The organism is Pseudomonas sp. W17 (assembly GCF_040268305.1).
GTDB lineage: Bacteria > Pseudomonadota > Gammaproteobacteria > Pseudomonadales > Pseudomonadaceae > Aquipseudomonas > Aquipseudomonas protegens.
Genome location: NZ_CP158490.1, coordinates 3,696,069 through 3,719,439, shown reverse-complemented (window position 1 = coordinate 3,719,439; position 23,371 = coordinate 3,696,069). Strand labels below are relative to the sequence as shown.

The following is a 23,371-nucleotide window of genomic DNA, read 5'->3' as shown; positions in this document are numbered from 1 at the left end:
ATCGGCGGCGCGACAGCATCGGCCGGCGCTTGCGGCTCCAGCTTTTCCGGTGCCTGGGCTGGCGTTGCCTCGCTGGGCCCAGGCGCTCTTGTCGACTCAGCCGGGTCATCGGTAGGTGGTGTGGTCATTGGATCCTGACCACCACCTTGCCCTTGGTTCGTCCCTGCTCGACGTACTGCAGTGCTTCTGCCGTTGCATCAAAGGCGAAGCTGCGGTCAACCACAGGTTTGATGATTCCGGCCTCGATCAGCGCGGTGATCTGTTGCAGCTGGGCGCCATCGGCCCGCATGAACACAAAGGCGTAGCGGATGTCCCGCTGGCGCGCCTTGCGCCGGATACCCAAGCTCAAGAGGCGCATGACCTGCTGCAACGGCCAGGCCAGCCCTTGCTGCTGGGCGAACTGCACAGTGGGTGGCCCAGAGATGGAAATCAGCTGGCCGCCGGGCTTGAGGACCTTGAGGGATTTTTCCAGTACGTCGGCACCGAGGCTGTTCAACACCAGGTCGTAGTCATGCAAGAGGCTTTCGAAATTCTGCTGCTTGTAGTCGATCACCTGATCGGCGCCCAGGGCTTTGACCCATTCGACATTCGCCGTGCTGGTGGTGGTCGCGACGAAGGCGCCGAGGTGTTTGGCCAGCTGGATGGCAATGCTGCCGACTCCGCCTGCACCGGCGTGGATCAACACTTTCTGGCCCTTTTTCAGCTGGGCGGTTTGCACCAGCACCTGCCAGGCGGTGAGCGCGACCAAGGGGATCGACGCGGCCTCGATCATGCTGGTGTTGGCAGGTTTCAGGGCGACTGCCTGTTCGTTCACGGCGATCCATTGGGCGAACGTCCCGATCCGTGTTTCAGGCGGGCGCGCATAGACTTCGTCTCCCGGCTTGAAGCGTTGTACTTGAGGACCCACCTCAACCACGACGCCCGCCAGGTCATTACCCAGTATCAGCGGCAATGCATAGGGCAGGATCAGCTTGAATTCTCCGTTGCGGATCTTCGAGTCCAGCACGTTGACGCTGCTGGCGTGGATCTCGATCAACACGTCGTGGGCACCCACCGCGGGCGTGGGCACTTCGCCAATGCGCCCGCTGTGCTGGCCATAGCGATCAATCAGAAAGGCTTTCATCGTGGTGCGGCTCTTGTCAGTTGGAATAGGTGTGGGCGGTGCTTGGGTGGGGTTGCTGTCATGGGGGCTCAGTCGTCAAGGAACACCCGGACCTTGGCCACGAAGTCCGCGTGGTACTGGAAAATGCCGCCGTGCCCGGCCTCCTCATACATCACTAGCTGTGCGTTGGGGACACGCTTGGCCAGGGCATGGGAGTTGACGCTGGGCACCATGATGTCGTTGTCGCCATTGACGATCAGCGTCGGCGCACGCAAGCGCCCGAGATTCTGCGGCGCCTGTCTGCCCCACGCGGTGATGGCTTGCAACTGGCGCAGGAAGGCGCCGGGCGTTGGGCCCTTGTCGCGATGCTTGCTGCGGGCTTTCAGGCGTTGCAGATATTCCGAGGCGGCTCGACGACCATTGGGCGTCGAGGTAAAGAACAGGTAGTACTTGGGATCGCGCAAGGTCAGCAAGCCTTTGAGCATCAAGGGCCAGGTCACCGAGCCGACCTTGTCGATGCCGGTGCCGCCGGCCGGTCCGGTGCTGGTGAGAATCAAGCGGCGCACCAATTGGGGGGCTTGCAGGGCGATGTCCTGAGCGACGAAACCGCCGAGTGAGAAGCCCAGGATATCGACGCTCTTGAACCCCAGGGCCTGTATCAGGTCAATGGCGTCTTGCGCCATGTCGCCGACCGTCAGGGGGGCGGTTCCACCCGAGCCGCCGATGCCGCGATAGTCGGTGGTGATGACTCGCCGGGTCTGTGCCAGCCCATCGATTATTGCCGGGTCGAAGTTGTCCAGCACCGCGCCCCAGTGGTTAAACAGCACTAGGGGCACGCCGCCCGCGGGACCGGTATCGCGATAGGCGAAGGGAATGCCCCTGACCATGATCGACTGGTTCGTCGCGTTGATGAACGACGTCTGCAAAGCCGGGGGGAAGGTTGTCTGTGTTGGATTCATTGCTACTCCGAACAGCGGGCCGGATTCGTCGCAGTGCCTGCCGCGAATCCGCCGCGAATGCTCGCTACCTGAAGATCACTCTTGGGTCTGGTAACGCTGGGCAACCTCGGATTGACGGATGTGCCCCAGCAGGCCCTGACGTGCGCTCTGCAGGTCATCCCAGCGTTCAGCCTGTTGCAGTGGCGGGATGGTCACCGGTTCGCGCCGATCGAAACCGACCAGTGCGGCATCCACCAGATCGCCCACTTCCATGATTTCGTCCAGGGTATTGATATCGACGCCGGAGCGGTCCCAGATTTCCGTGCGGGTGGCGGCCGGCAGCACGGCCTGCACGTACACGCCCCGGGGCGACAGTTCCAGGCTCAGGCCCTGGGACAGGAACAGCACGAAAGCCTTGGTTGCACCATAGACCGTCATGCCGAACTCCGGCGCCAGGCCGACCACCGAACCGATGTTGATGATCGCGCCGTCACCGGCTTTGGCCAGGCGCGGGGCAATGGCACTGGCCAGCCGCACCAGTGCCGTGGTGTTGAGGGCAACCAGTTGCGCAACGCTGTCGGTGCTTTGCTCGACGAAGTTGCCGGACAGCGCGGCGCCGGCGTTATTGATGAGGATGCCGATACGGGCGTCGTCGCGCAGGCGGCTTTCAACGGTTGTCAGATCGCTGAGTTGGGTCAAGTCCGCCGTCATGACATCGACGGCGACCCCGTGTTCGCTGTGCAAGCGGGCGGCAAGTGCGTCCAGGCGTGCCCGGTCGCGGGCAACCAGGACCAGATCATGGCCACGTTGCGCGAAGCGCTCGGCGTAGATGGCTCCGATGCCAGTGGAGGCGCCAGTGATGAGAACGGTAGGGCGAGTGTTCATGGGATCATCTCTCTTTCAGAATGGGTGAAAACGGACAGCTCGGTTTCTGCTTGCTCAGCTTGCGCTGGCGCTCGATTCAGCCAAGGTCGGGTAGTCGATATAGCCCGTCGCGCCGCCACCATAGAGCGTGGCGGGATTGAAGGCGGACAGCAGCGCGCCGCTTTGCAGGCGCTCCACCAGATCCGGGTTGGCAATGAACGGGCGACCGAAGGCGATCAGATCGGCCTGGTCTTCGGCCAGCCTCGACGTCGCCAACTCCAGGTCATAGCCGTTGTTGGCGATGTAGGTGTTTTTGAAGCGCTGGCGCAGGGCGCTGAAGTCGAATGGCGCCACCTCGCGCGGACCGCCGGTCGCCCCTTCGACCACATGCAGGTACACCACACCCAGGGCATCAAGTTGATCGACGAGGTAATTGAACTGCGCCTGCGGATCGCGGCTGGAAACGTCGTTGGCTGGCGACACCGGTGACAGGCGTACCCCAGTGCGATCCGCGCCGATTTCGTCGATCACGGCTGCCGTCACCTCAAGCAACAGACGGGCGCGATTTTCAATCGAGCCACCGTAAGCATCGGTGCGCACGTTGGCGCTGTCCTTGAGGAACTGATCCAGCAAATAGCCATTCGCGCCGTGAATTTCCACGCCATCGAACCCGGCAGCGATAGCGTTTGCCGCGGCTTGGCGGAAATCGGCGACGATCCCCGGCAGTTCGTTGATGTCCAGTGCGCGGGGCTCGCAGGCGTCTTCAAAGCGGTTATTGACGAACACCTTGGTGGCCGCACGCAGCGCGGAAGGGGCCACGGGGGCGGCGCCGTATTCTTGCAGATCAACGTGGGACACGCGGCCGACATGCCACAGTTGCACAAAGATCTTTGCGCCCTTGGCGTGGACGGCGTCGGTCACCGTGCGCCAGCCATCAATCTGCGCCTGGGTGTAGATCCCGGGGGTGTCCTGATAGCCCTGGCCCTGTTGGGAAATCTGCGTAGCTTCGCTGATCAGCAAGCCTGCGCTAGCGCGTTGGCTGTAATAGATCGCCGCGAATTCGCTGGGAACAAAGCCTGCGCCCGCGCGGTTGCGGGTCAGTGGCGCGAGGACGATGCGGTTCGACAGCGTGAGGGCGCCAAGGGTGTAAGGGGTGAACAGATTCTGATCGGTCATCTGGTGTCTCTTCCGTGCCCGTGGGTGGAGGTCGGTGGTGCGTGCAATTATGATGATGATCGAAATCTAAACTGTCAACGGTTTTGATTATGATCGACATCTATGTATCATTGGCCCCATGATTTCCCAATGAACATGAGGTATTGCACGTGAGAGTGAGCAAGGCCCAGGCGCAGGCCAATCGAGAGCACATCGTTGAAACGGCCTCAGAGTTGTTCCGTGAGCGCGGCTTTGACGGTGTGGGTGTGTCGGATCTGATGGCGGCGGCCGGTTTCACCCATGGCGGCTTCTACAAGCATTTCGGCTCGAAGGCCGACCTCATGGCCGAGGCCTCGGCCTGCAGCCTTGCCAAGTCGCTGGCAGGCGTGCAGGCGCTGGATGTGCCTGGCTTCATCGACGTCTATGTGACCAGAGAACATCGCGACGGACGTGGCAGCGGTTGCACCATGGCCGCGTTGTGTGGCGATGCGGCGCGCCAATCGGAGGATGTGAAAGCGACATTTGCCGAAGGGGTCGAGCACACCCTGCAAACCCTGGGGGACAAATACCCGGCCCGGCCGGATGCCGCTGCGGAGGAGGGCAGACGGAAAATGATCGACCTGCTGTCCCGTGCGGTGGGTGCGATTATGTTGTCGCGTGCCTGCCCGGATGATTCAGCGCTGGCGGATGAGATTCTTGAGGTGTGCCGCGCTGAGATGTTGGCGTCGTTGCCGGTTGATAAAGGCAAGCCGGCATAAAGGGGGCCGCACACGTCTTTTCTCCGAACGTCATTCCACGTAGCGCAGCCACAAATGGGTGCGACCGTGAACAGCCTCGACAACCGTTGAAACCACGGCTTGCCGGTCCTCCTCGGTAGTGTTGTAGAGCGCACAAAAATCGCTCGCCACCGCGCTGGCTACGCAAAGGTCGGCAGGCCCTGCACGCAGGAAGCCGAGGTAAGACGCGCCCACCCCGATCAACTCATAGCCATGGGCCTGGGCGAAATGGCGGGCCACCGCAAAGTTTTGCGCGGGGCCCAGGTCGCAACTGAAGTAGCCGTTGGGAAAAGCGGCGAGCGCCTGATAGGACTGCTCGACGGGCACCAGGAGTGCCGAGAGGGGCTGGTCGAGCAGTGATACAGGGTTTTGCTGATAGTCCACCCATTCGCGCAGGGCTGGCTCATCAAGGGTCAGGCCGTGGGCGCAAGCGTCTTCGAACGAGCTGCCTGCCACCAGGTCAGTGAAGTTGCGCAAGCAGATCGCGAACTCGGCCTTGGTGGTGGGGTAGCCCAGGTATTCACCCTGTTCGAAGCACTCTGCAGGTAGCTGGGCGATCTCCTGCTCCGAGGCATCGTCCAGCCCCAGGTTGTTGCGGGCATGCCCGGAGGTGTAGCGGGCCTGGGGCAGATCATCCAGCGAGAGAAGGGGCTGGAAACCCGGGTGGTCGCCAGCGATCTTGCGGTAGGCGTCGATCAGCTCATCCAGGCTGGAAATGGCGCTCAGGCTGTATTCATCGCAGGTGCCAGCGGCGGGGTTGCCAGGCATTGCGTTACCGCGAAATTGGATATCCATCGAATGGCTACCGGCTCCATGTGGGTGTTCAGGCGAATGAGCAACGCTCGGTCGAACGTACGTGAGCCTGCTGCTCTCGCTGTTCGTGCCAGGCCTGTGAGTTCATTTCAAGCCCGGGGCCTAGCTTAAAGAGAGCACATCCTGCCTGGGCATGAAGAAGCGTGCAAAGAGTTCGGACTGTGATTTGATGTTCAACTTGGCGTAGATGTTGCGGCGGTGCACTTTGATCGTCTCTGTGGAGAGGGAGAGCTTTCCTGCGATTTCCTTGTTGGAAAAGCCACTGAGCAGCAGCCTGAGCACATCACGTTCCCGCGTGGTTATCTGGGTACCAAACTGGGTGATCGTCTCCGGCCATTGCGGCGGTTCGCTGAGGCTTTTTTCCACATCGACTTCGAAGCACATACGCTGATGCATGAGTGCCGTGACCCACGGCTTGATGATGTCCAGCATGGTGATGTGTTCCTGGCTGAAATGGGCGTTGCTGCCAATGGAAATGCACAGTGTTCTGTCAGCATCGAGCTGGATGTTGTATTGCACTTCATCTACGCAAATATATTGTGCAAAGTACTTGTGGTAGTACTCGGTTTCAACAAAGTACTCCGGCGCTATATCCAGTAGATGAAAGAAGCCGCTCTGCGGGTTTTCTCGATTGGCGATATAGAAGGGGTCCAGCAAATACAGGCCTTTTACATAGAGGTGAATGAACGCATCCACTTCTTCTGCATCTGCCACCTCGGGTAGGCTGACAACTTGCACTTGTTGATTGCTGAAGATCAAAACCACCCAGTTATCAATCTGCACATATTCATTGAGTGTGCGGATAAGTGAGCTCCAGAACTCTGGGCGATTCAACTGCAGAATCAGTTTTCCAATCGAACGGTGCCAGGCCAGGCTATGAAGATCGAGTGGCATTTTCTACCCCTTTAGGGTTAGGGAATGGTCGGCCGGAGCTAAGTAATCGTAGGTATTTACTATTGGCTGATGCCCGGTATATTCGCTGGCACAGGTTTACGACCGCCATGAGGGCACGTCGTCTGGACAAGGATGTTGCATGAGAAAGTCACGTTTGCGAACCATTTTTTCGGCTGCGTTTCTCTATGCCGGAATAAGCACAACGGCGGGTGCCGCAGAGCCTGCCATGTACCTCTACAACTGGTTCGGGCTACTCGCACCAGAGACTCCAAAGGAGTTCGAACAGGCCACCGGCACCCGTATCCACATGGATGCCTTCGACAGCGCCGATATCATGCAGAGCAAGGTCATGGCCGGGCATACGGGGTATGACGTGGTGGTGGCGACCTCCAATGTACTGCCCAGCCTGATCCAGGCTGGAGTCCTGCAGCCACTTGATTCAGGTCAACTCAGTAACCTGTCCCATGTCGATCCCGCTATCCTGGCGCAACTGGCGGTCAATGACCCGGGCAATCGCTACGCCGTGCCCTACTTGTGGGGCACCACCGGCATTGGTTATGACGTTGATAAAGTCAAGGCGGCCCTGGGCGACAATGCCCCGGTCAACAGTTGGGACCTGATCTTCAAGGAAGAGAACATCAGCAAGCTGCAGTCTTGTGGTGTGGCCATGCTCGACTCGCCCAGCGAGATCATCTCGATTGCCTTGAATTACCTCGGGCTGTCCAGCAATAGCAAGAACCCGGATGATTACCAGAAGGCGCAAGCGCTGCTGTTGAAGATTCGCCCCTATATCCTTTATTTCGACTCTTCCAGAATCGACACCGACTTGGCGGGCGGCAACATCTGTGTCGTTGTGGGCTGGGCCAATGGCGCCCTGGCTGCGCAAGCCGCCAATGAAAGTGCCAATACCGGGCGCAGGATCAACTACAGCCTTCCTCGTGAAGGTGCGCTGGTCTGGTCGGAAAACCTGGTGCTGTTGAAAGATGCTCCTCACCCCAAGGAAGGGCTGGCCTTCATCAACTATATGTTGCGCCCGGAAGTGATTGCCAAGACCTCGAATCACACGCTTTATCCTAATGGCAATAAAGATGCCACCGAGTTTGTCGAGCAGAAGTTGCGCGATAACCCCTGGATTTATCCAGACAAGCAAACCATCGCCACATTGGTTCCGCTTGAGCCGCTACCTTTGAAACTGGAAAGAATCCGTACTCGGGTCTGGACCAAGGTGAAGAGCAGTATCTGATCTGAGTTGACTCTTCGCTTGCTGCTTCATGCACATCTTCATTGTGTGTGAGCGTATTGTTCAAACACTCGGAGACATGTACGCGTCTTGTGCAAGATGAACTTTTGCGCAAGGCGCTGCACGACCGTGCCCATTCAACAGGTTATGCAATAAGAGAACAGTGGATGTTCAGCCCAGCCAATGCACCCCGGTTCAGCCTGACAATCGACGGTTTTGCGCACGACTTCAAGGTGCGCGCATTCACCGGAGAAGAGGCGATCAGCAAGCCTTATTTCTTCAATGTGGAGTGTGTGAGCGAGCGACCGGATCTGGATCTGCAATGCCTCTTCGATGTGCCGGCTTTTCTGGCATTCGACACTTGGGGCAATGGCATTCATGGGCGCATCTATCACATTGCGCGAGGTCCAGACGCTCAAGGCTTGACGCACTACAACCTGGCCCTGGTGCCGCACCTGTCCTACTTGCGTCACCGTATCAACAAGAGGATCTATCAGCAGTTCTCGGTGCCCGCTATCGTCGCCCTGGTCCTGGAGGAGCATGGGATTCTGGGGGATGCCTACCGCTTTGAGCTCGGGGCGAGTTACCCCGAGCGTGACTGCTGCACCCAGTACGATGAAACTGATCTGCATTTTATTCAGCGCCTGTGCGAGGAAGAGGGAATTCACTTCCACTTCCAGCACAGCACTCAAGGCCACGTACTGGTCTTTGGCGATCAGCAGGCAGTATTCCCTCCGATCGGGCCGACCACGGCTTTTGCCCCCGGGCACGATGGGCTCGCCACCCTGTTACCGGTCGGTCACGGCACGCCGACAAGCCTGCGTGCCAGGGAGTCGCGCCAGGTTGAAGGACAAGGTACGCAGAGCGGGCTGCTCAGTGGTCATGTCCTGGAAACCTCGGGCCAGGGCAGCGACCTCTGGCTACTGACTCAGGTCATTCATGAGGGCAAGCAACCACAGGTTGCGGGTGAGAGCGTCGCCAATGTCAGCCCTGACAACCAGGATCAACTGCGTCAGGGGTATCGCAACCGTTTCACTGCGCTTGCATTGGACCTTTGCTATCGCCCGCCTTTGGCTCATGAGAAGCCTCTGGCGCCAGGCAACCAGACGGCGCTGGTCATTGCCCTGGAAGACCAGGCGAACTCGCGTGGTCAGCGCTTCGAAAGGGTCAAGGTCAAGTTTCCCTGGGACCGCGAAGGTCGGTTCGACGACAAAAGCAGTTGTTGGCTGGCTGGTACTGCCAATTGGCGTTGTGAAGTGACGCCGCTGCGACCCGGTGTGGAGGTCAAAGTCGCATTTCTTGAAAACGACCCCGATCAACCGCTGATCAGCGGTTGCCTGTGTTGCGGCTGATACACCATTGCCCTGAGCGCGCATCAAGCCGCCAGGGAGCATTCCCGAACCGCGCTCGATAGTGAATCGTCGGTTGCCATCAGTGGGCTGATCCCAGGCCTCGGTCCTGACGGCAGGGCTTTCTCATGAGTGTCTGGCCGCGTAGGTATCGCCCGTCAGCAGCATGACGCCTTCTGTTGAGCAGACGCGGGTGATGCTGTTGATCACGACGTTAAGGCCGCTGGAATGCGGGAACAGCGAAAACAGCAACTCGAAATACAGGTAGTCCTGGACCAGGCGCGCCGCCAGATCGGGATGGTCCTTCAACAGCGTCCTGAAGCTTGGGTAGCCCAGCGCTGCAAGCTCCGGGATGTCGACAAAACCCTGGTCGATATCGTCGGTTTTGCATTCGGCGGCAAAGGTGTCCGCGCCGTCAAGAAAGCGTTGCGGCAGATCGCCGTGGTGGATGCGCAGTTCATAGGGTGTTACCGGGATCGTCAGTGCCTCACCGAAGCCCAGGTTGCGATAGCCGACGGTTTGTGGGTCGATGATTTGGCCGGCTGAGGTGAACTTCATGATGGGCTTCCGGGGGGCTCGGGGGGTGAAGGACTGTCGCTATCTTCGAGCGTGCGCGCTTGGGATCTAACGGTTGCGACGTAGTAAAGGATATAGCCCGAATACACCAGCGAGCCTGCTGCCACTTCGTTGTCGAAGCACTGCTTTAGTTCATCCTCATCCGTAAAACCGTATTCCACGAGCCTGTTCTCGGCAAAGCCGGCCAGCCTCGATAGGGTTACGCCGTCGATTTCGCCCTGCTCGCCAAAGTCAAAGCTCACCGTTGCCGTTGGCAGGTGAACGGCGCAGCCATAGCCGTGCTTGAAGTAACGAATACCGCCAGCCAGTTCTCCTTGATCCGGGATATCGGTTCCCACCCAATCGGCGTTGCTGGCAGGGAGGGGAATGGCGGATTGTTGCATCAGTTCGACAGCCGTGCGGATGCTGGCTTGGTAGTCGGAAACAAGATGGGCGAGGTGCGGGTTCATGGGCATTCCCGTCGAGGTTGAAGGGGCGGGGAGCCTGGTTTTCCCCAGAAGCGCTTGATCAGTTCCTGCATCACGTTGTAGTACCGGCAGCGCAGCCAATTTTGACATACCCTGAGAATCGACCTTGGGGTGCCTGGCCTCTATCTATGGGTTGCATCTTTCAGTGATGAGTTTTTTGGTTCATTGGTGGGCTCGGAGCACATTGCCATTATCTGAGCTATAAACATCTCAATGGAGAGTGTTTTAGAGGGATCTACCAATGAGTAGCACTACGTCGACAATCCCGAGTTTCAACATTTCGCCATATCAAATTGAACTTTTCGGTTGTTCTGTTCTAACCGCCATGCTTTCCCCGGCAGCCATAGTAGATCAAATACTAGTCGGCGATATGCTCCCTGATTACATAATGGCTAGTCAGGAATATTACTTTACGGGTGATGTATGCTCAATCTGATTTATATGTAGGTCACTCTTGCAGCTATGTGGCCAAGCGTCAGATGTACCTTCCGAAGAAAGGAGTCATTCATGAAAAGCGTCGCACTGATAACGATTCATGGCATGGGGAAAATTAAACCGGGGTATTTTCGAGATCTTGAAGAGGGGGTCATCGAGAAGCTCGGGAGTAAGCGGTGGGATAAAGTATCCTTCAAGAACATACAGTATGCCCCTATTTTACAAGGCCCTCAGGATAAATTATGGGATGCCATGTTGAAGGAGAAAACCAATGAGCTTGATGCACTGAAAATACGACAGTTTTTTCTGTTTGGTTTTGGGGATGCCGGCTCTTTGGAATACAGTGCGCAAAAGGACCCTCGAAAATATCTTGATGTCCAAAAAGAAATCCAAAATGTTTTGCTGTCTGCATTCAAAGAGTGCGGTAGTGATCCGAATACGCCAATAGTCTTGATTGCTCAGTCTTTGGGCTGCCAAGTCATATCGAATTATCTATGGGATGCCCAAAATGGAAGGTATATATTTTCATCGCCCAATACCGGTCCGGAGGCGAATTTTCTTAAGCTGAAGTCGCTCAATAATCTAATTACAACGGGGTGCAATATCCCCATCTTCGTTTCAGGTCTGGACGCAAGGGTTTGCTTTGATCCGCCAAGCCCCAATTTTACCTGGGATAACTACTATGATCAGGATGACGTATTAGGCTGGCCATTACGCCAACTTGGAAAGAATTACAATATTGTTCATGATCATTCGATTAATGCCGGTGGCATACTTTCGTCATGGAACGTCGCGAGCCATGGTGAGTATTGGTCTGACAAAGATGTAATTTCCGCAGTGTCGACAAGACTAATGGAATACCTGTAGATGTATTTTAAATGCCCCGGCGCCCAGGTTTGTCAATGGAGTCCACGCTGGGGCAACGGTATACCTGAAAAGCTCTGATGAATATCAAACTATGTGAGGGACAGGTTATGTTTTCAACGCCTCAGAGTCCTGAAATAGATAACAATACGATAAAGTTGCAAGTGGGCATAATAGCTATGGTGCTTGCGAATGTAACGGACTTTCTTTCGGGAGGGGACATAACTTCTATAAGTGCTTCGTATCATGAGAGTGAATGGGGGCGCAATTTGTTTGTTGGATTGCTTTTTGCGATATCTGCTTTTATGCTCGCGTACAATGGCTTTTCGCGAAAAGAGATGTTGCTTAGTAAAGTGGCGGCCGTTGCCGCATTTGGTGTTGCAACATTTCCATGCGGGTGTAATGGATATATAGAAACCATACCTCATGTGCACTATGTTTCTGCTGCTGTGATGTTTTCCATATTGGCTTATTTTTGTTACTTGTTTCGTGGGCGTGCTGAGTCCAAGGGGCATGTTGAGGCAAGGCGGCGATCGGTGATTTATACTTTCTGTGGCGTCGCAATAGTTTTGTCAATGCTGGTGATGGTTGTTGATCATGTTTTTAATGAAGCGTTGTCTGGCTTTAACTCGAGGCTTACTTTTTATTGTGAGCGGGTCGGTCTGATCGCATTCGGCATATCCTGGTTGACCGCCAGTAAGTTGCTTCCGGTCATTTCTGCGGTCGACGAGAGGACTCATCCATTTAAATAGACTTTTCAGTTGGAAAGTCACATGTTGGAATCATTAACTACGCGGAAAGAAACGGATGTTTGACGAGCTGATATTTACCGGTAAAACGCCTGCAAAAGATGATGCCTATGCCGGTGGTGGGGCCTGCCTGCCCAAGGAGCTGGCTTGGCCCTGTTCGCCTGATGGAGTGCCGCTGACACACCTGGTGGCCTTTCCTGGACGTTGGTTTTCAGAGGCCCTGATCGATAGGAGTTATTGGGTTTCGGTTTTTGTACCGTACTTGCCGGGCGAGGTCGGCCACTATCGAAAGTTGCGTGCCGTCCAGGGACGCTCGCAAGCGGTTGTCATGGGCTATGTTCGAGCCGGTTCCGAGCGGAATGACGCTCTTCAGCCGATTTCAGATCGCGGGGCGGTACGGCTGGGGGTGAACTGCGACGTGGACGATGACGAGAACCTGGCCTCGAAGTTGGATGGCGTGGACGCTTGGCTGCAGGCGCCTGTTTCAGCGGAGGCAGGGCGCAGAAGGGTATCCATTTATGGGGGCGATCTGGATAGAGCGCTGCCTGAGCACAAAGGCGTGCTTTCGGATGGCATGGGGTATCTGTTTCTGGATGAGGATTTTTCAGAGCGGATAGGCGCGGGGATTGGTCGGTTTTTTTTGCAGTTGGGGTAGGGGAGATGGCGCTATCGAAAGCAACGGCCAGGCCAGCGATTTTCGCTGAAAGGGCGTTTGACTGCGTGAACGGGCGCTGCTCGATGAGATGCTTCTAGATCGACGGAGAGGGCCAATGCTCTATCCCTTGGTCGGGGCCTGACCTAAGTATCTGTGGCCCTTGGCGGCTAACCGTTTGGACTCACCTGTGTCGATGCTTTGTCGTTTGGGCTGACCGCTTTTGGTCGATTGTGTTGAAAAAATCGACGTTGGTATGCTCACCCCCTCTCATCGACTTGTTTTGGATAGGTGCTCATGTTGACTGGCTTGAATCACCTTACGTTGGCGACTGCGAACCTTCCTCGCAGTATCGAATTTTATGTGGGGCTACTCGGTTTTAGGCTGGCTGCTCGCTGGGAAACGGGGGCCTATCTTACCCTTGGCTATCTCTGGCTTTGTTTGTCTTTCGATGAGAACTATGCATCGGAAAAACACCCTGATTACACTCACTATGCGTTTTCGGTGGGGCAGGACGATTTTGAAGGAGTAACTGTTTGCTTGCGGTTACGGAACGTTATCGAGTGGAAAACCAATTCGAGCGAGGGTGACTCGTTTTATTTCTCAGACCCCGACGGGCACCGACTGGAAGTGCATGTCGGCAGTCTGGCTTCGCGGCTTGAGCAATGTCGGCGCCATCCATACGCAGGTATGGAGTTCTTTGACTGACAGTTTTCGATCGATTTATTGAGCAAGTAGCTCTCCTACCGGGCTTGCGGCAAAATATACACATCGGCCAGCGGGAGCGTACGCAGCATGATGGGACAGTTATCGAGTGGGCAGGATCGACTGTTTTACTCGTTCAACCTTGAAGATCACATCCCAGCAAATCATCTTCTGCGCAGCATTGATCGGTGTCTCTATCTGGGCGACCTGCGCCATTATCTCACCGATTTCTATAGCCCGATTGGGCGCCCTTCAATTGATCCTGAACTGATGATTCGCATGCTGGTCGTGGGTTACTGCTATGGCATTCGCTCCGAGCGGCGGTTGTGCGAAGAGGCCCATTTGAACCTGGCGTATCGCTGGTTCTGCCGGTTGAGCCTTGAGGATGAAGTCCCCAATCACTCGACGTTTTCCAAGAATCGACACGGCCGTTTCCGGGACAGCGGTTTGTTTCGGTGGCTGTTTAATGAGGTGCTGCGTCGCTGCATGGACGCAGGTCTGGTCAAGGGCGAAGGCTTTGCAGTGGACGCCAGCATCATCAAGGCGGACGCGAGTCGGCAGCGTGGTGTACCAGGCGATGGAGAGGTCAACTGGAGCGATCCAACGCTCAGTACGCGTGCCGTACGTGAATACCTCGAAGCACTTGATGAAGAGGCGCTGGCTGAAGCACCTCCCAAGCGCTTATCGCTGACTGATCCTCTAGCCCGATGGACGGCTGCTCCGGGTGGCCCCGCCTTCTTTGCATACTCCACGAACTACATGATCGACACTGAGCATGGCGTGATCATGGATGTGGAACCAACACCTGCCAATCGAACGGCCGAGGTCGAAAGTACCAAGACGATGATTGATCGGGTCGAAGAACAATTCGACATTAAGCCAGATCGCCTCATCGGCGACACTGCTTACGGTACGGCGCCGATGCTGGCCTGGATGGTGGAGGAAAAAGACATCGAGCCGCATGTGCCGGTGTGGGACAAAACCGAGCGCAAGAACGACAGTTTTTCGAGCACCGATTTCCACTGGAATGAAGAGGCTGAGGAATACCGCTGCCCGGCCGGCAACCCATTGCGCAGCGAATGGCGAGCCTTCAAAAATGAGCGTTCACACGTCACCAAAGCCAACACCATCATCTTCCGATCCAGACAGACCGACTGCGCTACGTGTCCGATGAAAGCCAAGTGCTGCCCGAACACTGCGTTTCGCAAGATCGCCCGCAGCGTCCATGAAGCTGCTCGCGATGTGGCTCGGCGCATTGCAGCAACACCGGCGTATCAGCGCTCTCGCCACGAACGTAAAAAGGTCGAAATGTTGTTTGCCCACCTCAAGCGCATCCTGAAATTGGATCGCTTGCGACTACGTGGCATGAGTGGCGCGACGGATGAATTCACGCTGGCCGCTGCGGTGCAGAACCTGCGACGGCTGGCCAAATTTTCATCTCAAGGGCCACCAGTCACGGGATAGGTGCGCCTGCACCAAGCAAAAAACCTCAAAATAACCCAATAACAGAGCAGCAAAGGTCACCGAAGGTCCGAAAAACCACTCAATGTGGTGAGTAGGTTCTCCAGTGGTGGTCGAGCCTGAATTCAGGCGATCTGAAAATCCGACTTTTTCAACAGAATCGGTCAGAAGTTGCCTGTCGTGCTGACCGCCTGTTGTTGACCGAGGTAAGCATTGACGTAAAATCGCCGCCCCAAAAAATCAGCTTGCATAGCGAGAAGGAGCTTCGATGCAACGGGTGATGATTGTTGGTCAACCTGGATCAGGCAAAAGCACTTTGGCGCGTGAGCTTGGTCAGCGCACGGGCTTGCCGGTCGTTCATATCGACACTATCCACTGGCAGCCAGGGTGGATCGAACGAAGCCCGGACGAAAAGACGCGGCTTTGTCTCGATGTAGAGGCTCGAGATCGCTGGATATTCGAAGGCGGCCATTCAGCCACTTGGGACAACCGGGTGGCCCGTGCCGATCTTTTGATATGGATTGATCGTTCGGCGACGCTTCGATTCTTGCGCGTACTGCGCAGAACGCTGTTCCAACGCGGTCAGTCTCGGCCCGACTTGCCGGAGAACTGTCCCGAGCTGCTGGCGAACCTGCCGGAGTTTTTTAGATTCATGTGGCGGACGAAAAAATCAGCGCGAGAAAAAATGCAGCATCTTGTAGCAACAGCGCCATCAGCTTGCCGCGTGGTTTGTCTGCGGTCTAATCGGGACATCGGCATTTTTCTCGCGAGTATGGGAAGTTCGACTGTCCAAGCTCTGCAGGATTGATCGACGGTTGACTGACTGCGGAAACTGCCGCTTACGAGCGGCAGCTCCTGGCCGATTGTTACCTGTCACGATCGGCCGCAATCGATCCATAGCAGACGTTTTCGCGCGTCGAATGCAGAGGGCTCAGCTTCTATATTTCAGCGCCTCCACCAATGCAGAAAAGGCGGGAGACGTTTGTCGCCTGTTCGGGTAATACAAATGGTAACCCTGAAACTCAGGGCACCAGTCGGCCAAGACTTCTTTGAGCCGGCCGTCAGCCAGATAGGGTGCTACCAATTCCTCTGGTACGTAGGCCAAGCCAACGCCATCCACGGCGGCATTGAGTACGTGCATGATGCTGTTGAAAACAAGTTGTCCATCTGCCTTGACGGTAAAAGCCTGGCCATTACTTTCAAATTCCCATGCGTAGATCGCCCCTGATGGTCTGTGTCGGATATTCACGCAGTCATGCCCGGTCAGCTCATGGGGGGTTGTTGGTGCCGGGTTGCGTTCGAAATATTCTGGAGAGCCCACTACAGCCAACCGCCAATCTGGGCCTATGCGAACGGCGATCATGTCTTTGCTGATCGATTCGCCCATGCGAATGCCAGCATCGAATCGTTCCTCGACCACGTTGGTGAATCCATAGTCGATGTAGAACTCCAGTGTGATATCCGGGTAGCTCTTCAGGAAGCTTGCAAGCATCGGCCGAATGCACAACTCAATCTGATCATCAGTACAGGAAATACGAATCGTGCCACTGGGCTTGTCCCGCAGCTCGCCCAGCGCTTCAAGCTCGGCGGTGATCTGATCAAAAAGCGGAGCGATCGAGCGCATCAATCTTTCTCCCGCCTCTGTGGGCGACACATTGCGTGTCGTGCGGGCCAGCAGTCTTATCCCCAGTCTTTGTTCAAGTGCCCGGATCGTATGACTCAGCGCAGAGGGAGTAATGCCCAGTTTAGCGGCGGCTTTCGTAAAGCTTTGATCCCGCGCCACCGCAAGAAAAGCTTGGAGATCGTTGACTTTAGTACTGGCCATTGCTGAGTTTTTCTCAAAACCACATGAAGATTACGCCTACTAATCAAGATATTTCGAATCCGTCAAGCTCTGTCACATATCTGGAACGGAGTACTGATGATGAGCGAGACACCTGTAACCCTCCTCGAAGCTGCAGAAGCCTTGAACTCTCCAGGGCTTGATCGGCGCGCATTCGTAAAGGCCGGCGGCGTCAGCATTGCGGCCCTGGGCGTCCTTTCAGCCGCAGGCGGTGCTGCCTTAGCAACTGACTCGAAAAGCGCTGTCAGCCCGCCGGAAGGCGCCAACAATTTTTACAAAAGTGACAAGGTCACTGTGCAAAAGGTGACCTTCAAGAGCTCATACAGTCTTCAAATTGTGGTCAATCTTGTAACGCCCAAAAATCTGGATAGAAACGCTAAAGCGCCTGCAATTGTTTGATGAGAGGTTTTTGAATGACGGCTCAAGTATTCGACACCCCGGCAGGTGAGGCCCTCGGCACGCCGGGGACTGGTGAACTGCCGGCTTACTGGAGTGGCATCTTTGCGATGACACTGTGCGTATTCGCGTTGATCGCCTCGGAGTTCATGCCTGTCAGTTTGCTCACGCCGATTGCATCGGATCTGCAAATCAGTGAAGGACTGGCCGGGTATGGGATCGCCATCTCCGGCGCCTTCGCGGTGCTGACAAGCCTTGCGATTTCCAGGCTAGTGGGTTCAATGGACCGCAAGACGCTGTTGCTTGTACTGACCGGGATTATGTGTGTGTCGGGGCTGGTGGTCGGTCTGGCGCCGAACTATACGGTATACATGATTGGTCGTGCGCTGATCGGCGTGGTGATCGGTGGATTCTGGTCGATGTCGGCGGCAATGGCCATGCGCCTGGTACCTGCCCATAGCGTGACCAAGGCTCTGGCAATCTTCAACGGCGGCAATGCTTTGGCAACCGTAGTGGCCGCTCCGCTGGGAAGCTATCTGGGGAGTGTCATCGGTTGGCGGGGTGCTTTTTTCTGCCTTATTCCGGTGGCGATTATCGCGTTGATCTGGCAGTGGATCAGCCTGCCAGCCATGGCGCCGGCGCCGCGCAAACCGGGCGCTGGCAATGTCTTCCGATTGTTTAAGAGCCCATTGGTCAGTTTCGGCATGTTGAGTGTGGGCATTTTCTTCATGGGGCAGTTTGTATTGTTCACCTATCTGCGCCCGTTCCTGGAAACCGTCACAGGTGTAGATGTATCCCTGTTGTCGATGGTCCTGCTGGTCATCGGCGTGGCGGGTTTTGTCGGGACTATGCTGATCGGCACTTTCCTGAAAACCGGAATGTACCGCGTCCTGGTCTGCATTCCACTCTTGATGGCCGCGATTGCACTTTCTTTGATTGTCCTTGGCGGCGGAGTCGTGGCAGCTTTTGTACTGCTTGGGCTGTGGGGCCTGATCGCGACGGCGGCACCTGTGGGGTGGTGGTCGTGGTTGGCCAAGGCGTTGCCCAAGGATGCTGAAGCCGGTGGCGGCTTGATGGTGGCAGTCATTCAGCTATCCATTGCGCTGGGCTCTACCCTCGGTGGGCTGCTGTTCGACGGCAGCGGTTATCGCATGACATTTCTCGCAAGCTCTGTCTTGCTGGTACTCGCGGCAGTGATGGCCTTTTTCACATCGCGAAACCAGGTTTAATAGAAGGCAGATTGAGTAAGGCAGGCAACTGTCCACAATTTGTAAGATCGAATTTGATCCAACATCCGCTATTGGCCGTTTTCAACCACTTTTAAAAGACTTCTTTCCCCCTAAAAAACAAATCATCGCGCCCATTTGAAGCGCTCCGCGCCGCCCAGCAGTACGGAGTGCAACGCATCAGGCTTGCAGCCGCCAGCTCATCACACCCAACAGGGCGCAACTATCACGCAGCACGATTGCCGCTACGTTGGAGATCTGTTGCAGATTGGCGTCGTCAGCATTCCTCGGCTCTGCGCGGGAGAGGCTTTCCAGCAGTTGAGTCACGGCCAGTAAAGGTGCCGCACCCTTGGCATGGAGCACGTCCAATGGTGCGCTCTTGCTTATGAAACAGAGCCCCCGTCCGGGCGGCGCATTTTCAAGCCTTCCCCATTACAACAATTCCCTCCCGCAGGAGTCGGCTTGCCGGCGAAGAGGGCGGTCTGGTCGTGCGCGGAATAACGACAGCCCAGCGCTGCACTGGCGGCTGTCTTCGCCGGCAAGCCAGCTCCTACAACGCTCGCGCGCTTCCCTCGTGAATGAAGCTTTTATGACAAAAGTTCGGTAGCACATGGCCACGCGCGTCTTGGGTATGTAACGCGCTTGAGGGGGCCGCCAGGCCACTTTTTTAAGCCGAGGCGGGACGCCGGGAGTGAGGCTATGGGGACTATGGAACGCTACTCGAAAGTGGGCATGCAGGAGCTGGATCAACGGCTATCGAAGATTGTCGAGGCCGCGCGCAAGAAGCCGGTGTCGGTCTATCGCTACGGCGCGCCGTGGGTCTGGATCGTCTCCCAGGATGATTGGCAGGGCGCCTTGAAGGAGGTGGCCAGCTATATCCCGCCGGGGCATTCGCTGGTGCTGCTGCGCCCGCAGATCGATGAGTTGCTGGATCAGCACCGCGACCTGCTCCAGGGCCTCAACGCCGAGCCGGGGATGCTGATTGCGCCGCGCACGGTGATGCACATTCTGTTGTTGCAGTTGCTGTATTCGGTGCCCAGCGAGCAGCAACTCTATGAGCAGCTCAGCTACAACCTGCTGTTTCGCTGGTTCGTCGGCCTGGACCTGAATCAGAAGGTCTGGAGCTTCGGCGTCCTCAGTCGCGATATCGCCACGCTGTTGAACAACCCGCGGGCGGTGCAGTTGATCCAGAAAATCATCGGTGAAGTGTTCTGCGGTGCCTTGCTGCAAATGCCCGAGTTCTCGTTGAACTTCGCGCTGTTGCACACCTGGCTGGCTCGCCACGAAAACACCTCGATCACCAGCAATTGAAGCGGCCAAACGCTGTGCAGACGGCGACGGCAATGCGCGTGCGCGCGCCAATTTTCAGTTTTTTAGGGGGCGGTGTGGAGCATCTGGGCAAATCAGGGCGACCGGGCAGTGGCGGGCGCTGGTGGCCGTTGTGCGGTTGGTTGGCACTGGCGGCGCTGGTGCCGGCGGTGCAGGCCGAGGAGGGCGAGCCGGCCCCGGTCGAAGCCTCGGCCGCGGCGCGGTTGGTGGACGTCAATGAGTACTTCGTGCGTGGCAATACGGTGCTCGATGCCCGGGCCATCGAGGAGGCGGTGTATCCCTTCCTTGGCCCGCAGAAGGCCCTGGCCGATATCGAAGGCGCCCGGGATGCGCTGCAGAAGGTCTATCAGGAGCGCGGCTACCAGTCGGTGTTCGTCGAGCTGCCGGAGCAGAAGGTCGAGGACGGCATCGTCTACCTGCAGGTCAGTGAAACCAAGGTCGGCCGGGTGCGGGTGGTGGGGGCCAAGCATTATTCGCCGGTGGAGATCCGCGACCAGGTGCCGGCGCTGAAAGAAGGCGAGGTACCGGACTTTGCCACGGTGCAAAGCCAGCTGGCCGGGCTCAACCGCGGCGCCGGGCGCCAGGTCATGCCGCTGGTGCGCGAAGGCCAGCGCCCGGGGACCATGGATGTGGACCTGCAAGTGGAAGACCAGAACCCCTGGCACGCCAGTGTCGGCCTGAACAACGACTACAGCGCCGACACCGAGAAGCTGCGCACGGTGGTCAACGTCGGCTACGACAACCTCTGGCAGCTGGGCCACAGCATTTCCCTGACCTATTTCACCGCGCCCCAGGACACCGACAACGCCAAGGTCTGGTCTGGTTCCTACACCGCGCCGCTGAGCGATCGCTGGGCCTTGCAGTTCTCCGGCTACCAGTCCGACAGCAACATCGCCACCATCGGCGGCAGCAACGTGCTGGGCAAGGGCCATTCCTACGGGGTGTCGGCGATCTACACCTTGCCCGCCGCGGGCAACTGGGCCAACTCGCTGTCGGTGGGTGTGGATTTCAAGGACTTCGACGAAGAGATGCGCTTTGGCCGCAGCAGCGACCAGATTCCGTTGAAGTACGCCCCAGTGACCTTTGGCTACAACGGCTATCGCTATAGCGAGAAAGCCCAGCTGGGCCTGGGCCTGAACCTGATCGTCGGCACCCGGCGCTTCTTCGGCTACGGCAGCGACGCCGAGGAGTTTCACTACAAGCGCGACGAGGCCAGCGCCAGCTTCTCGGTGCTCAAGGGCGACCTGAATTTCACCTACACCTTCGCCAACGATTGGCAGTCGGCGTCCAAGGCGGCGTTCCAGCTGGCCTCGGGGCCGCTGGTGTCCAACGAGCAGTATTCCGCCGGCGGCGCCACCTCGGTGCGCGGCTACCTGGCCGCCGAACGCACCGGGGACGAGGGCTACCTGTTTTCCCAGGAGCTGCGCACGCCGTCTTTGGCCAAGTTCCTCGGCAGCTACGTGCAGGAGTGGCGCTTCTATGCCTTTGCCGAAGGCGCGCACCTGTCGCTGCACGACCCGCTGCCCGAGCAGGAGGACGAATACAGCCTGGCCAGTGTCGGCCTGGGCACCCGCGTCAGTTTGAGCAAGTGGCTGTCCGGCAGCCTGGACTGGGGCTACCCGCTCAAGGACGGCCCCAACACCCAGAAATACGACCCGCGCCTGCACTTCAGCGTGCAAGCGACGTTCTGACTTTTTACGGAGACCCTTCACATGCAACGCTTATTCCTGAGCCTGTTGATCTGCCTGGGCTTCGTGCTCCCGGCCACGGCCCATGCCTGGTGGCAGGACGACTGGCATTACCGCAAGCAGATCAGCGTGGACACCACCCCGCAAGGCGCGGCCATCAACGAGGCCTTGGGCCGCACCGCGCTGCTGGTGCGCCTGCACACCGGCAACTTCACCTTCGACGGGGTCAAGGAAGACGGCGCCGACCTGCGCTTTGTCGCCGCCGATGACAAGACCGTGCTCAACCACCAGATCGAAAGCTTCGACCCACTGATGGGCATGGCGCTGATCTGGGTCGATGTGCCCAAGGTCGAGGGCGGCCAGCGCCAGGACATCTGGATGTACTACGGCAACCAGAAGGCCCCGAGCACCGCCAATGGCCAACTGACCTTCGACCCCAGCTACACCGCGATCTACCACTTCGACGGCAGCAACGGTACGCCGGCCAAAGACACCACCGCCTACGGCAACACCGCGCAGAACGCCACCGGCGCGGCGATCGACGGGGTGATCGGCCGCGCCCTGCAGTTCAGCGGCCAGCCGCTGCTGCTGCCGGCCAGCCCGTCGCTGCAGCACAACGCCGGCGGCGCCTTCACCTTCAGTGCCTGGGTGCGCCTGGACCAGGCCAGCGGCGAACAATTGCTGCTGGCTCGCCGCGAAGGTGCCGGCAGCCTGCTGATCGGTATCAACCAGGGCATGCCCTTCGTTGAAGTGGACGGCCAGCGCGCCGCCTCCACCCAACCGCTGAACCCGGGGCAGTGGCAGCACCTGGCCCTGAGCGGCGAGGGCAGCCGACTGGCGCTGTATGTCAATGGCCGCGAAACCGCGAGCCTGGCCCAAGCCATTCCAACCTTCAATTCACCGTTGGCCATCGGCGCCGACTTGCCAGCGGCCGCCGGGACCGAGGCCAGTCACTTCCAGCCCCTCACCGGGGCCCTGGACGAGCTGCGCCTGTCCAAGGTGGCGCGTCCGGCGGCGCTGATCCTGGCCGATGCCAGCGCCCAGGGCGCGGAGTCGAAGCTGGTGGCCTATGGCGTCGATGAAGAACAGTCGGGTTTTGGTTTCGGCAGCCTGGGCTTCCTGCTCAAGGCGGTGCCGGTGGATGCCTGGGTGATCATCCTGGTGCTGGTGGGGATGATGATCCAGTCCTGGGTGATCATGCTGCGCAAGAACCGCATGGTCAGCCGGGTCAGCGCTGCCAATGCGCTGTTTCGCGAGCAGTTCGCCAAGGTCGGCACCCGCCTGGAGATGTTCGCCGACGACCAGGTGCTGGCCAGCCGCCTGGAGCATTCCTCGCTGTGGCGCCTGTACCTGGTGGCGGTGAAAGAAATTCGCACCCGGCGCGAGCAGGGCGCCGATACCTCGTCGGTGTCGGCGGCCACCATCGAAGCCATCCGCTGCTCCATGGATGGCGTGCGCACCCGGGAAAACCAGCAGCTGAGTTCCAAGCTCTCGACCCTGTCCAACGCCATTGCCGGCGGCCCCTACATCGGCCTGTTGGGCACGGTGCTGGGGATCATGGTGGTGTTCCTCGGCACCGCCATGGCCGGTGACGTCAACATCAACGCCATCGCCCCGGGCATGGCCGCGGCCCTGCTGGCCACCGCCATGGGCCTGTTCGTCGCGATTCCGGCGCTGTTTGGCTACAACCGCCTGATCACCCGCAACAAGGAAGTCGGCGCCGACATGCGGGTGTTCGTCGACGAGTTCATCACCCGGCTGGCGGAGCTGCATGGCGAGAGCCAGCACAGCGAGAACGCCCACTGGCGGGTCAGCCACAGCAACGCGTCGGTTCCGGCCTGAGGAGAAC

Annotated in this window: 24 protein-coding genes; 14 read left to right on the top strand and 10 right to left on the bottom strand. The window is 57.9% G+C overall.

Annotated features, from left to right (window positions below; genetic code table 11):
* Positions 1-124: 124 nt before the first annotated feature.
* The 4 genes from ABCR88_RS17135 to ABCR88_RS17120 all read right to left on the bottom strand — a co-directional run bounded on the left by ABCR88_RS17135 (position 125) and on the right by ABCR88_RS17120 (position 4,080).
* Positions 125-1,123, bottom strand: a complete 999-nt coding sequence (locus ABCR88_RS17135; RefSeq protein ID WP_350402806.1) for an NADP-dependent oxidoreductase — start codon at positions 1,121-1,123, stop codon at positions 125-127.
* 68 nt (positions 1,124-1,191) lie between these two features.
* Positions 1,192-2,061: an alpha/beta hydrolase gene (locus tag ABCR88_RS17130; RefSeq protein ID WP_350024068.1), complete on the bottom strand. Its 870-nt coding sequence runs from the start codon at positions 2,059-2,061 to the stop codon at positions 1,192-1,194.
* A gap of 75 nt (positions 2,062-2,136) precedes the next feature.
* Positions 2,137-2,925, bottom strand: a complete 789-nt coding sequence (locus ABCR88_RS17125; protein ID WP_232642241.1) for an SDR family oxidoreductase — start codon at positions 2,923-2,925, stop codon at positions 2,137-2,139.
* A gap of 54 nt (positions 2,926-2,979) precedes the next feature.
* Complete coding sequence (locus ABCR88_RS17120; RefSeq protein WP_350402803.1) at positions 2,980-4,080, bottom strand: alkene reductase; 1,101 nt, start codon at positions 4,078-4,080, stop codon at positions 2,980-2,982.
* Between the two features lie 149 nt (positions 4,081-4,229).
* Here ABCR88_RS17120 and ABCR88_RS17115 point away from each other — a divergent pair, with 149 nt between their 5' ends.
* Positions 4,230-4,817: a TetR family transcriptional regulator gene (locus ABCR88_RS17115; protein ID WP_350402801.1), complete on the top strand. Its 588-nt coding sequence runs from the start codon at positions 4,230-4,232 to the stop codon at positions 4,815-4,817.
* Between the two features lie 30 nt (positions 4,818-4,847).
* On the opposite strand, the gene ABCR88_RS17110 is transcribed toward ABCR88_RS17115, so the two are convergent.
* Both ABCR88_RS17110 and ABCR88_RS17105 read right to left on the bottom strand, forming a co-directional pair.
* Positions 4,848-5,630, bottom strand: a complete 783-nt coding sequence (locus tag ABCR88_RS17110; RefSeq protein WP_350402799.1) for a hypothetical protein — start codon at positions 5,628-5,630, stop codon at positions 4,848-4,850.
* A 120-nt stretch (positions 5,631-5,750) separates the two neighbouring features.
* Positions 5,751-6,542: a helix-turn-helix transcriptional regulator gene (locus ABCR88_RS17105; protein WP_232642237.1), complete on the bottom strand. Its 792-nt coding sequence runs from the start codon at positions 6,540-6,542 to the stop codon at positions 5,751-5,753.
* Positions 6,543-6,681: 139 nt separating this feature from the next.
* Here ABCR88_RS17105 and ABCR88_RS17100 point away from each other — a divergent pair, with 139 nt between their 5' ends.
* Together ABCR88_RS17100 and ABCR88_RS17095 are read left to right on the top strand one after the other, a co-directional pair.
* Complete coding sequence (locus tag ABCR88_RS17100; RefSeq protein ID WP_350402797.1) at positions 6,682-7,785, top strand: polyamine ABC transporter substrate-binding protein; 1,104 nt, start codon at positions 6,682-6,684, stop codon at positions 7,783-7,785.
* 164 nt (positions 7,786-7,949) lie between these two features.
* Entirely contained in the window at positions 7,950-9,134 is a 1,185-nt protein-coding gene (locus ABCR88_RS17095; protein WP_350404902.1) for a contractile injection system protein, VgrG/Pvc8 family, read from the top strand.
* Between the two features lie 123 nt (positions 9,135-9,257).
* On the opposite strand, the gene ABCR88_RS17090 is transcribed toward ABCR88_RS17095, so the two are convergent.
* A complete protein-coding gene (locus tag ABCR88_RS17090) occupies positions 9,258-9,689 on the bottom strand; it encodes a hypothetical protein (protein ID WP_350402796.1) in 432 nt (143 codons plus the stop codon).
* Positions 9,686-10,156 carry a hypothetical protein gene (locus tag ABCR88_RS17085; RefSeq protein WP_350402795.1) on the bottom strand — a complete coding sequence of 157 codons (471 nt, stop codon included), beginning with the start codon at positions 10,154-10,156 and terminating at the stop codon, positions 9,686-9,688. The genes ABCR88_RS17090 and ABCR88_RS17085 overlap by 4 nt, the downstream gene beginning before the upstream one ends.
* A 525-nt stretch (positions 10,157-10,681) precedes the next feature.
* Between ABCR88_RS17085 and ABCR88_RS17080 the strand changes: the two genes are divergently transcribed.
* The 6 genes from ABCR88_RS17080 (at position 10,682) to ABCR88_RS17055 (ending at position 15,848) form a co-directional block, all read left to right on the top strand.
* A complete protein-coding gene (locus ABCR88_RS17080; RefSeq protein ID WP_041118028.1) occupies positions 10,682-11,476 on the top strand; it encodes an NYN domain-containing protein in 795 nt (264 codons plus the stop codon).
* 77 nt (positions 11,477-11,553) lie between these two features.
* On the top strand, positions 11,554-12,225 hold the full coding sequence (locus tag ABCR88_RS17075; RefSeq protein ID WP_350402794.1) for a DUF998 domain-containing protein: 672 nt from the start codon (positions 11,554-11,556) through the stop codon (positions 12,223-12,225).
* Between the two features lie 55 nt (positions 12,226-12,280).
* A complete protein-coding gene (locus ABCR88_RS17070; protein WP_325984577.1) occupies positions 12,281-12,877 on the top strand; it encodes a hypothetical protein in 597 nt (198 codons plus the stop codon).
* A gap of 294 nt (positions 12,878-13,171) precedes the next feature.
* On the top strand, positions 13,172-13,582 hold the full coding sequence (locus ABCR88_RS17065) for a VOC family protein (protein ID WP_350402793.1): 411 nt from the start codon (positions 13,172-13,174) through the stop codon (positions 13,580-13,582).
* An 87-nt stretch (positions 13,583-13,669) separates the two neighbouring features.
* Positions 13,670-15,043 carry an IS1182 family transposase gene (locus tag ABCR88_RS17060; RefSeq protein ID WP_350402792.1) on the top strand — a complete coding sequence of 458 codons (1,374 nt, stop codon included), beginning with the start codon at positions 13,670-13,672 and terminating at the stop codon, positions 15,041-15,043.
* A 265-nt stretch (positions 15,044-15,308) separates the two neighbouring features.
* Positions 15,309-15,848, top strand: a complete 540-nt coding sequence (locus ABCR88_RS17055; protein WP_325984578.1) for an AAA family ATPase — start codon at positions 15,309-15,311, stop codon at positions 15,846-15,848.
* 123 nt (positions 15,849-15,971) lie between these two features.
* Here the strand turns inward: ABCR88_RS17055 and ABCR88_RS17050 are convergent, their stop codons facing one another.
* Positions 15,972-16,865 carry a LysR family transcriptional regulator gene (locus tag ABCR88_RS17050; protein ID WP_325984579.1) on the bottom strand — a complete coding sequence of 298 codons (894 nt, stop codon included), beginning with the start codon at positions 16,863-16,865 and terminating at the stop codon, positions 15,972-15,974.
* A gap of 99 nt (positions 16,866-16,964) precedes the next feature.
* Between ABCR88_RS17050 and ABCR88_RS17045 the strand changes: the two genes are divergently transcribed.
* Both ABCR88_RS17045 and ABCR88_RS17040 read left to right on the top strand, forming a co-directional pair.
* Positions 16,965-17,282, top strand: a complete 318-nt coding sequence (locus ABCR88_RS17045) for a hypothetical protein (protein ID WP_350402789.1) — start codon at positions 16,965-16,967, stop codon at positions 17,280-17,282.
* A gap of 14 nt (positions 17,283-17,296) precedes the next feature.
* A complete protein-coding gene (locus tag ABCR88_RS17040) occupies positions 17,297-18,508 on the top strand; it encodes an MFS transporter (protein WP_041118036.1) in 1,212 nt (403 codons plus the stop codon).
* A 177-nt stretch (positions 18,509-18,685) separates the two neighbouring features.
* On the opposite strand, the gene ABCR88_RS17035 is transcribed toward ABCR88_RS17040, so the two are convergent.
* Positions 18,686-18,892 (bottom strand): hypothetical protein, encoded by a 207-nt coding sequence (locus tag ABCR88_RS17035; RefSeq protein WP_053151374.1) that lies wholly within the window; start codon positions 18,890-18,892, stop codon positions 18,686-18,688.
* A gap of 321 nt (positions 18,893-19,213) precedes the next feature.
* Between ABCR88_RS17035 and ABCR88_RS17030 the strand changes: the two genes are divergently transcribed.
* Genes ABCR88_RS17030 through ABCR88_RS17020 form a run of 3 tightly spaced genes read left to right on the top strand, consistent with a single transcriptional unit; the run spans position 19,214 to position 23,364 of the window.
* Entirely contained in the window at positions 19,214-19,816 is a 603-nt protein-coding gene (locus ABCR88_RS17030; protein ID WP_047286332.1) for a transposase, read from the top strand.
* The gene (locus ABCR88_RS17025; RefSeq protein ID WP_350402787.1) at positions 19,813-21,525 is read left to right on the top strand and encodes a ShlB/FhaC/HecB family hemolysin secretion/activation protein; all 1,713 of its coding nucleotides are present in this window, start codon (positions 19,813-19,815) and stop codon (positions 21,523-21,525) included. The genes ABCR88_RS17030 and ABCR88_RS17025 overlap by 4 nt, the downstream gene beginning before the upstream one ends.
* Positions 21,526-21,546: 21 nt before the next feature.
* Positions 21,547-23,364 (top strand): DUF2341 domain-containing protein, encoded by a 1,818-nt coding sequence (locus tag ABCR88_RS17020; RefSeq protein ID WP_350402786.1) that lies wholly within the window; start codon positions 21,547-21,549, stop codon positions 23,362-23,364.
* The last annotated feature ends 7 nt before the right edge of the window (positions 23,365-23,371 follow it).